The organism is Kordia sp. (assembly GCF_045105435.1).
GTDB lineage: Bacteria > Bacteroidota > Bacteroidia > Flavobacteriales > Flavobacteriaceae > Kordia.
This window is the reverse complement of sequence record NZ_JBGCDL010000324.1, coordinates 1-9,208: the sequence shown is the minus strand read 5'-3', so window position 1 is coordinate 9,208 and position 9,208 is coordinate 1. Positions and strand designations below refer to the sequence as shown.

The following is a 9,208-nucleotide window of genomic DNA, read 5'->3' as shown; positions in this document are numbered from 1 at the left end:
AATCCTACGGAAGCTCTTACGAGAAATTCTCCTCCTAAAACCAATAGTACCAATCCTCCAAGTACATACAATACGTTTTCCATTAAAAGTATTTTTTTGCGAAGATACTATTTCCTTTTACAACTAAAACATGAATTGTGTATCATCCATTTTTTATGAAGATTTTTATTGGGTTTTATGTTAAAATAACTATAATTTTCGTTGGTTAACTATTTTTATAGTTGAATAACTGAATTTTTAGTTTATATTTGTATTGAAATTAATCATGTATCACATTAATTTGTATTCAATTATGCAAAAACTCACAAATAAAGAAGAAGAAATCATGCAAATCATCTGGAAGCTCGAAAAGGCTTTTGTTAAAGATGTGATGGCAGAGATTGAAACGAAGAAACCACATTACAATACCTTATCTACTATTGTGCGCAATTTGGAAGAGAAAGGATATGTTGGGCATCAAGCATACGGAAATACGCATCAGTATTTTCCTGTGGTGACAAAAGAAGCGTATCGAAAAAAATATATGGCTTCTGCTATTCAGCATTATTTTAATGACTCTTACAAGAACGTAATTTCCTTTTTTGCGAAAGAGGAAAAGATTAGTGTGGACGATTTGAAAGAACTTATTAATCTGATAGAAAAAGAAAAGTAATGGAAGACTTGGCTATTTATTTTACCAAAAGTACTGGAATTTTACTGCTATTTTTAGGTTTGTATTTTTTAGTATTGCGCAGCGAAACGTTTTTTAAAGAGAATCGTTTTTTCTTATTGATCGGAATGCTTATTTCATTGGTTTTACCTTTTTTGGTGATTACTAAGTATATTGAAATTCCTGTGATGAGTTCTGAAACAACAGGAACTTTTACATATACAACAAATGGGATTCCTATTGAAGCTAGTATTTCCTGGACATCTATTTTATTATATACATACATAGCGGGCGTCATTTTCTTCTTTTGTAAGTTTTTGATTGAACTTTTTTCGTTGTTCCGATTGCTTTGGAAATCGAACGTTGCCAAAAGAGACGCAGAGTTTATTTATATTGAAACGAATGCTTCTTTTTCGCCTTTTTCATTTTTTAATTACATCGTTTACAATCCTAAATTGTATTCTACTTCAGAATTGGAAGCCATTTTAAAGCATGAACAAGCGCACAGTCGTCAGTTACATTCTGTCGATGTTTTTGTGTCAAAACTGTATTGTATCTTCTTATGGTTCAATCCGTTTGCATGGTTACACAAGAAATTTATGTTACAAAATTTAGAGTTTTTGGCAGATAAAGCTGCGATACAAGAAACGCCTTCTAAAAAAGAATATCAATTGACCTTATTAAAAGTTTCTGGCAATAGTTATTGTCCGGCACTTACCAACAATTTTTATAATTCATTAATCAAAAAACGAATAGTTATGTTACAAAAAACACAATCCACACATGTAAACCGATGGAAACAAGCGCTTATTGTGCCTTTACTTATTGCTTTTGTTTTTCTGTTTAACACAGAAATCATTGCAAAAGAAATTACGACCACTACTCCAACTCCTGTTATAGAAACTATTACTGGACCAAATAATACTATTGGAGATTTGGTTGTTGTAATTACCAAAAATACGACCGTAGATGAGTTGAAAGCTTATAAAAAGTTATTCAAATCACAAAAGATCAAATTTGAATACAGCGATGTAAATTTTAATTTGAAAGGAGAAATTAGCAGTATTGCTTTGGTTTTAACGAGTAAAAATACGGAGGCAGCCAACGGGAAGTTTGCAACTATTGATGATAAAGCAATTTCGGATATTCAGTTAGGAAAACGCGGAGACGAATTGTTTATTAAGTCGAAAGCTTTTGAAAAAACTGTTACAAGAAAGTATACTTTTAAAGTAGATAGCGAATATAATGAAGATGATAGTGATGTAAAAACTATTGATATTAGAAACGAAAATGGAAAAGAGATAATCATTGTGAATGGAAAAAAATTATCTGATGATGAAGTTAAAAAATATCATAAAAATAAAAGCATACACACCTACACATTCACAACTGATGATAAAACAGTTGATGTTAAAAACATAAACGGAGAAAAACGTATTTTTATAAACGGAAAAGAAGTATCGTCAGATAAGCTTCAAAAAGCAAATACAACTGTATACACGTTTACATCTGATGATGATAAAAAAGAGCAAACAGGAACGTTTAAAGTTGTTAAGGATAAAAACGCTAAGATTGTATTTAATTCAACAAATAGTAAAAATAAACCTTTATATATTGTGGATGGAAAAGAAGTTTCAAATGGTGATTTCACAAAGTTAGATTCTGATGATATTGAATCTGTAAGTGTTTTAAAAGGAGAAAATGCTACAGCTTTGTATGGTGAAAAAGGTGAAAATGGAGTTATTCTTGTAACCACGAAGAAGAAGAAATAGTTTATACCAAATTAGCTAGTATATAAAAAAGCAGTTGTCTTACCGACAACTGCTTTTTACTTTTCTAATAAATATTACATCGTTCTACAATGTAGCATCCAAGCTCATTATCATTTCAACATCGCCTTCTTCAAGTAAACTTCCGTTACCAACACGCATACTATCTACTCTAAAAGTTGTAAAATAAGTTGACGGTGTTTTAAACCATAAATAAATATGATCGTCTGAACCAATGTATTGCCCTGCTGTAATTGCCGTAGAATTTAAAATACCTGTTTTCGTATTTCGTAATCTGTTCAATCCTGATCCATTAGTATAGCAATATCCTACCCAAGTCACATCGATAATATCCGAAGAACCATACGAATATCCTGTTGCTCTTAAATGGAACATTTTATTGTCAGTATCTACTCGATATGGTAATTTTAAATGAAATATAGGCAAGTTTGAATTTGATCCTGTAAAGAACTTAATAATTCCATTTCGTACACTACCTACACTTGTTCCATCGTTCACATTAATTGTAATTGCGCCTGTGTCACCATTTACACTAGTTACAGGTGCATGTACTTCCGCTGCTCGTTTCGCTCCTTCTGGCGTTACTGCCCTGGTATTATCCGTTCCTGCTGTTACTTCTGTAAGTGTTGCCAATTCTACTTTCCCTTTAGTAGAAATAGTTGCGTTTGGCACTGCGGTATCTACAATATGATTTGCCGTTTTTGGCGTAATGTATTTTGTATCGTTTGTTGTTAATGCTTCCGTTAAATTTGCTTTATCTTGCTGTTTATTGACTGCACTGTCAACAAGATCTCCGAATTCGTCTTGTGTTGGGCGATCTCCTGTTTCAAAATATGATTTTAGCGCTGTTCTATTTTTTTCTGCCATGATCTAATTTTTTTTATGTGTATTATAATTGTGAACTCGTTCAAACTTTTATTGCTACATAATTGCTGTTCTGAGTTTTACGTTTCGCTTAAAATTTTATAGCTTAAACGAGTTCACGGGTTTATTATCTAATAGTAAATGTGGTTCCGATGATCATATCACCAATACCGCCGATGTCAATCCAATTGTCTTCGCTAGGCATTGTTAATATGTTCTCCTCCGTACTCTGCATTCCAGATGTGTTTTGTGCCACAACTTTGAAATGGTGATATTTCGTGTTTCCATTAGCGTCTTGTGTCGCGAGACTGTGATCTTGCAGTTTCGTATCTGCTAGTAAGACGAAAATTTCTGACTCATTGGTGGTTACTTCATGTATTTTCACCCAGTTTCCTTGTGCATTCATTTTGTACAAGTGATAGGTTCCTTTGAAACATGTTTTTTCCCACTGCAATGCTATTTCATTAATATCTCCATTTGCTGCAATTGGCTCAGCGATGTATTGTAATTTTGGCGCTGGCGGATTGGCAACTTCAACCATCATTGTTGCTACAATTTTTGACGCTTGTGATGGCGCATACTCTGTAACAATTTGTGGTGGTGGCGTTCCACTTCCGTAATCAGCTTCCGAGTATTCTATTTCTCTTGATACTGTCAATCGATAGAATAATCCATCTCCATACGGAACTTCATCTAAATCGCTAAAGTCATCATATACTTTCCATAGTTCGTTGCCTTGCAATCCTGCAGCAGCTACATCAATTGGTTCAAGTGCCGTCATTGTTCGAATAGATTGCGCATCTAATTTGTTGAATGCGCGGTAAATATTGATTCGTTTGATGTCTTGAATTTCTGGATACGAATTAATTTCCAATTGAATTTTTGATGACGTTCCCAATACTACATTTTCTAATACTGGCATAATGCGTTTTACTTCTGGCGCTTCTGGCGCATTTGAAGTAACCAATTTAATGGGTCCTAAAGCCGTACTGAATTCTCCCAATTTCATTTTTGAGCTTAGTTCGCGTGCCGCATAGAAATAAATGTTGTTTGATGTACCGTCTAAGTTAAAGTCTGTAAACTGTGTTGTGTGCGGACTTGTACTTGTGGTTTTCATCATTGGCGCCATTTCAAATGCTGGATCGGTAGGCATTAATACACTACCATTTTCGTCACGTAATACCTGCTTTTTGTTTATAGGTTTATGATCTGGTCCATTTATGTATGCATATACTACTGGCACTTTGGTCAATGGTACAAATGCATTAAAAATAACTCCTTTTATAAAACCTAACAATCGTGGATCGCCCACAGCAATGTTTCCTACATCTGTATTTACCGCTTCCGGATCTGCCACAAATGGCGTTACTGGTTGTGGTGGCGGAAATGCCGTATTACTATTGATTCGATCAATGATATCATTAGCCCATTCAAATAACGCTACCTTGTCAGGATTTGGAAATTTGTAATGATTATCAGGATCTACATCAACTGGCGGATACGTTTTGTAATCGCCATCCGAACTTAATGCTGCAAAGTCTAAGAAGTTTTCCCAACGATTTGCGAAATATTGCTCATTGTTTCCTCCCAGAACTTTGAGCTGTTCTCTGATTTCGCGAACTGTTGCTTTTTCATAGAGTGCATTTAAGATGGCTTCGTCATTGGCTCTGTAGAACAATACACCATGCGGTTTGTGCTGGTATTCCGTTGTGATCGTATATGTTGAACGTCCAAAGAAATCTGGGCGTGTTGCATATTTTGCTCCTTCTGGCTGTTCTGGTTGCAATGCTGGCACATCTTTTTGCGCAAACATAATTTTCGGAATGCTGATGTTTGAATAGAATGGATCTGCTATTTGATGACTTCGCAATCCTATGATTGAGTTGTGTACTTCTTCATCATCGCCTGGTAACAGATTTGCTTCCGTTAAACCATACGTTTGATTTTCGTATAAATACACTTTGTATCCAGGATAAAAATTCACCGAAATATTGGTTCCAATCTGAATTGGATCATAACCTGTATCAGTAGAAAATATTGGATCGAAAGCTAATACTTGCACATCACTTTCTGTAGCATCTCCCACATTTTTAATGTTTAGAATTTTTGCTACTTTTAATACTTTACGTTTTCCATCTGGACTACCATTCGTATGTACACGCACAATTCCGCGGTACCATTCTACAGAATCACTGTTTTCACTGTAATCTATATGCTGATCTAATACAATTCCGTGGAATGTAATGTTGTACATTCCTTTGTGCCCCATAATTGGATTATTGTCAACATCCAAATCGACAACTTCATCTACTTTGGTAATTGTAGTATGATTGCTTGCTGCATCTGACCAAATACCACGCGTTTTTTCTAAGTGACGTTCTAGCTCGCCATTGTCACCTTCAACCATAATCACTTCTCGGTGAATTTGATCAAAAGTATTTGCTTTTACGTGTAATGGTTGCGGATTTGGTGTTCCCCAACTCGCTGGTGTTTGCATGTTTTCAATCGCCATAAAAATACCATCATTCGTAATTTCAATCGCTTGCAATGCATCTGCATCTGGCGAAGGAATATCGTCTACCAACGCATCACTGATTTCTTTTTTATACACTTTAAATTGTGGAAATCCGGATGTTTGAATAACTTGATGAATGATGTGTTGTTGCTCTCCAATAATAAATACACCACCTTCATAATTTGACTCTAATCCGTTTGAAATTGTTGGTGTGAGTGTTTGATCGACACTTGACAGATAGTATTCATCAACCGTAACGATTGACACTAAATTGTTTCCAGGATCTTCTTCAATATTGACAACTTGTCCTGAGATATTGTTTGGTATTTCATTTCTGAAAAAGATATCAATATCATCTGCATATATTTCATCATTGTCATCAAAAATAGACGTTGTATCTGTCACCAATTCTGCATCCGTAATTGCTGCATCTTCTGGCACTGAATAGTCAATTAATTCTTGATATGAATGATAATCGAATGAGATTCTTACCAAGGTTTGATCAGCGTCAGGTCCGTTGTCATCAAGAATTTGATCAAAACGATCTTGTTCTTCTTGCGACGTTAGTAATAACGGCTGCTCTTTTTGAACGAGATGCGGCTGAATGTTTGATGGCGGCAATAACGGATTTGTCGGTTGTAATGCGGTAATGATTGATACTTCCGTTGGACTTTCTGTTGCTCTTGAAAACCAGTTAATTCCGTACGAACCATAGTAATGTGTTCCACTAATGATTTGTTTGTGCACAAAAATTGGTTGTCCTACTTCTGGTAATAAAATAGGAAACGCTTCGTAACGTTCTGATGCATTTGCAACTGTTGAATCTAAGTGCAAGTAACGTTTGTCATGCGAAATCTCTGGTTTCTCCCAAACACCTGGATCTGGCTGATTTTCACGTTGCTTTCTGTATTCTAATCCGGCATAGATTGGAATTGTGTATTCTTTGGATTCAAATTGTGTGTTTTCTGCATAGAATGTTGGATTGTATACATCGTCTGGAATTTGATCTGCGTATAACGTAACATATCGTTTTTTACCATCGTGTGTGTATCCATCGACATCTGTAATGCTTGAAGGTTCGCTTGTTTCTGTTCCGAAATAAGCTCCTGGAATTACTTCATCTAATGCTATTGGCAATGGCAAACGTTCGTCGGAAGTAGCCGTTGGCAAACTCATGCTTAAGTGCTGTACTTCGCGTGCGCCTTGTCCGTCTTCCAAATCTCCAAAAGTTACATATTCTGCAATGTATACAAATTCACCTTCTTGTACTTGCGAAGCTACATCTAAGAATCCTAATCCTAACATACGCGCAACATGATAGTCAAACGACGCTATGTTTAGCATATCGAGATTGGAAATTTCCATTACATCATCTTCATCTTCTACAACAATGTTTTCGTCTACAGGAATTTCTTCAATTGCTTTCGGATTGTTGATATCGTCACTTAACGCAATGTATTGTTCCACTACTTGCTTTATGTTTCTATCGTAAATATCTGGTTCTACTACGTTCCATTTGTTGATGTAGTTGGCAATATTTACTGTAGCATCATCATTGAATCGTGGCCAATTTCCATTGACAATTCCTGCTGTTGGTTCTAATTGTTGTAATGCAACAGTGTCATCCAATGTTAATGAATAGCTTCCCATTGGTGTCCATGCTTCATTTTCGTTGGCATCTTCAATGAAATCACCATACAATTCAAAACTAATTTGCGTCAAAAATGCGTTTGTTCCAATGCTTCTAAACGTACGTCCATTTTCACATAACAATCGAATGTTTTGTAAAGCTGTCCCTGCGTACGTTTTTCTGTTGGTAGCCTTTTTGAGTGCAATTAATGTATTTGTTGATACAGATAGTGTTTCCGTTTGCAACGTACTGTTTGAAGCTGACGAACTTACTTTTGCTTCCACCGCAAAGAATAAGTGTCGTTTACTTTCCACTTCAACTAAATCACCACCATAGTTTTGCATGAATCCTTGCGAATTGGTTGCAGGATTGATCACGGCACGAACTTGCGTATATTTTGTTTGATTTCTGAAATATACATGAAAGTCCTTTCCATCAATATTATAAATCCATAAACCATTTGCATCATCTACAATGTTTGGCGCTGTTGAAAAGTCAATTGTTTTTGCCACTTTTTTGTATGGCGTTCTGTATACACGTACAAAGTCATCTTCTTTGTTGAAGTTGTTCATGTTATTCGCGTGGTTTCCTTTTGGCAAGTGCTTTTCCCCTAAAGCTCCTGAAAAGATCCAACGTGTATGAATTCCTTCTGTACTACCATCATTCCCTGTTGATCCGGCAGCTTGTAAGTAGAAGTTTGGCGACTGAATTGCGGTATGTTCACTTGGTGGAATTGATGTTGTGTTACAATTCTCACTACAGTAATCATTTCGTTCAGAGGCTAATTCTGTTACGTTAAGCGAAGTGTTTTGAAATGTGTGTGGTAAATCGCCAATAGTAGGCGTAAAATCGGCTGTTGTAAATGTTTCTTGTGCATATTGTGTTCGCGGAACTTCTTCAGAGATACAGTTTTGTAACTCTAAGTTTGTTTTTGCCAAATAAGCTGATTTTGTTCCTACAATTCCTCCTACTAAGAGTAATTGTTGGTTTGCATCATTTAGCAATTGACTGATGCTGTTTTTGCTTCCAAAGTCTAGCTTTTTTCGCCACAATTCGTTCAGTTCATAATCATATTTTATGACTTCTGACGCACGGTTTGTACTGTAATTTGCTATACAATAAAAAGTACTACCAGCTCCTTTTACTAATTTTACAGATGTACTCAACTTATCGGTAGTTGCGCCTAAATTTGTCGTTTTTACACTAAACGAATTTGAAGCACTACTAAATGTACTTAGGAATAATTTATTTGTATTATCCTGAATACCCGCAATAATGTAATTGTCTGAAAATATCGATGTTGGTATAGCTCCTGTTGTATAAATAAACGTACCATCACCCAAACGTTTTCCCCAATTCAAACCTAGATTATTGTTGAAAGCTAATGCAATTGCATGTCTAACTGTTTGTCCACCAGGTGTTGTTGCAGAACCTAGAATTGTAAATCCAGATGGTGTTGTAACAACGTCCATAATTTGTTCATCAAAAGTACCTACTACTTTTCTGGAAGTGATCATGTTTCCATTTTCGTCAAGCTTGTACAATTCCATATCGTCCACAGACGAATTTTCATTGAACCAAGCCGTGATTAGGTAGTGTTGCGTATTCAGTTTTTTAATGCCCGTACTGAAACGCGTATTGCTTGAATACAATAGTTTTGACCAAAGAATGTTTCCTTGCGAATTGATTCTGAAAACGACTAAATGTGATCTGTTTGTGGTTCCTGTAGCATAACTTCCTACTACAATAGCACTTTGTCC

The 9,208-nt window shown here is 35.6% G+C and carries 4 protein-coding genes; 2 read left to right on the top strand and 2 right to left on the bottom strand.

Translation table 11 applies throughout. From position 1 onward, the window contains the following. The first annotated feature begins 292 nt into the window (after positions 1-292). Together AB8B65_RS16530 and AB8B65_RS16525 are read left to right on the top strand one after the other, a co-directional pair. Positions 293-652 (top strand): BlaI/MecI/CopY family transcriptional regulator, encoded by a 360-nt coding sequence (locus tag AB8B65_RS16530; protein ID WP_405302381.1) that lies wholly within the window; start codon positions 293-295, stop codon positions 650-652. Then, a complete protein-coding gene (locus AB8B65_RS16525) occupies positions 652-2,421 on the top strand; it encodes a M56 family metallopeptidase (RefSeq protein WP_405302380.1) in 1,770 nt (589 codons plus the stop codon). Before AB8B65_RS16530 ends, AB8B65_RS16525 begins: the two co-directional genes overlap by 1 nt. 84 nt (positions 2,422-2,505) lie before the next feature. Here the strand turns inward: AB8B65_RS16525 and AB8B65_RS16520 are convergent, their stop codons facing one another. After that, entirely contained in the window at positions 2,506-3,306 is an 801-nt protein-coding gene (locus tag AB8B65_RS16520) for a hypothetical protein (protein WP_405302379.1), read from the bottom strand. Between the two features lie 124 nt (positions 3,307-3,430). After that, a partial coding sequence (locus AB8B65_RS16515; protein ID WP_405302378.1) for a hypothetical protein occupies positions 3,431-9,208 on the bottom strand: 5,778 nt, incomplete at its 5' end.

What these genes read in the sequence shown, in the direction of transcription:
- AB8B65_RS16530 (WP_405302381.1), top strand. Translation starts at nt 293, where the DNA reads ATGCAAAAACTCACAAATAAAGAAGAAGAAATCATGCAAATCATCTGG.
- AB8B65_RS16520 (WP_405302379.1), bottom strand. Translation starts at nt 3,306, where the DNA reads ATGGCAGAAAAAAATAGAACAGCGCTAAAATCATATTTTGAAACAGGA.
- AB8B65_RS16525 (WP_405302380.1), top strand. Translation starts at nt 652, where the DNA reads ATGGAAGACTTGGCTATTTATTTTACCAAAAGTACTGGAATTTTACTG.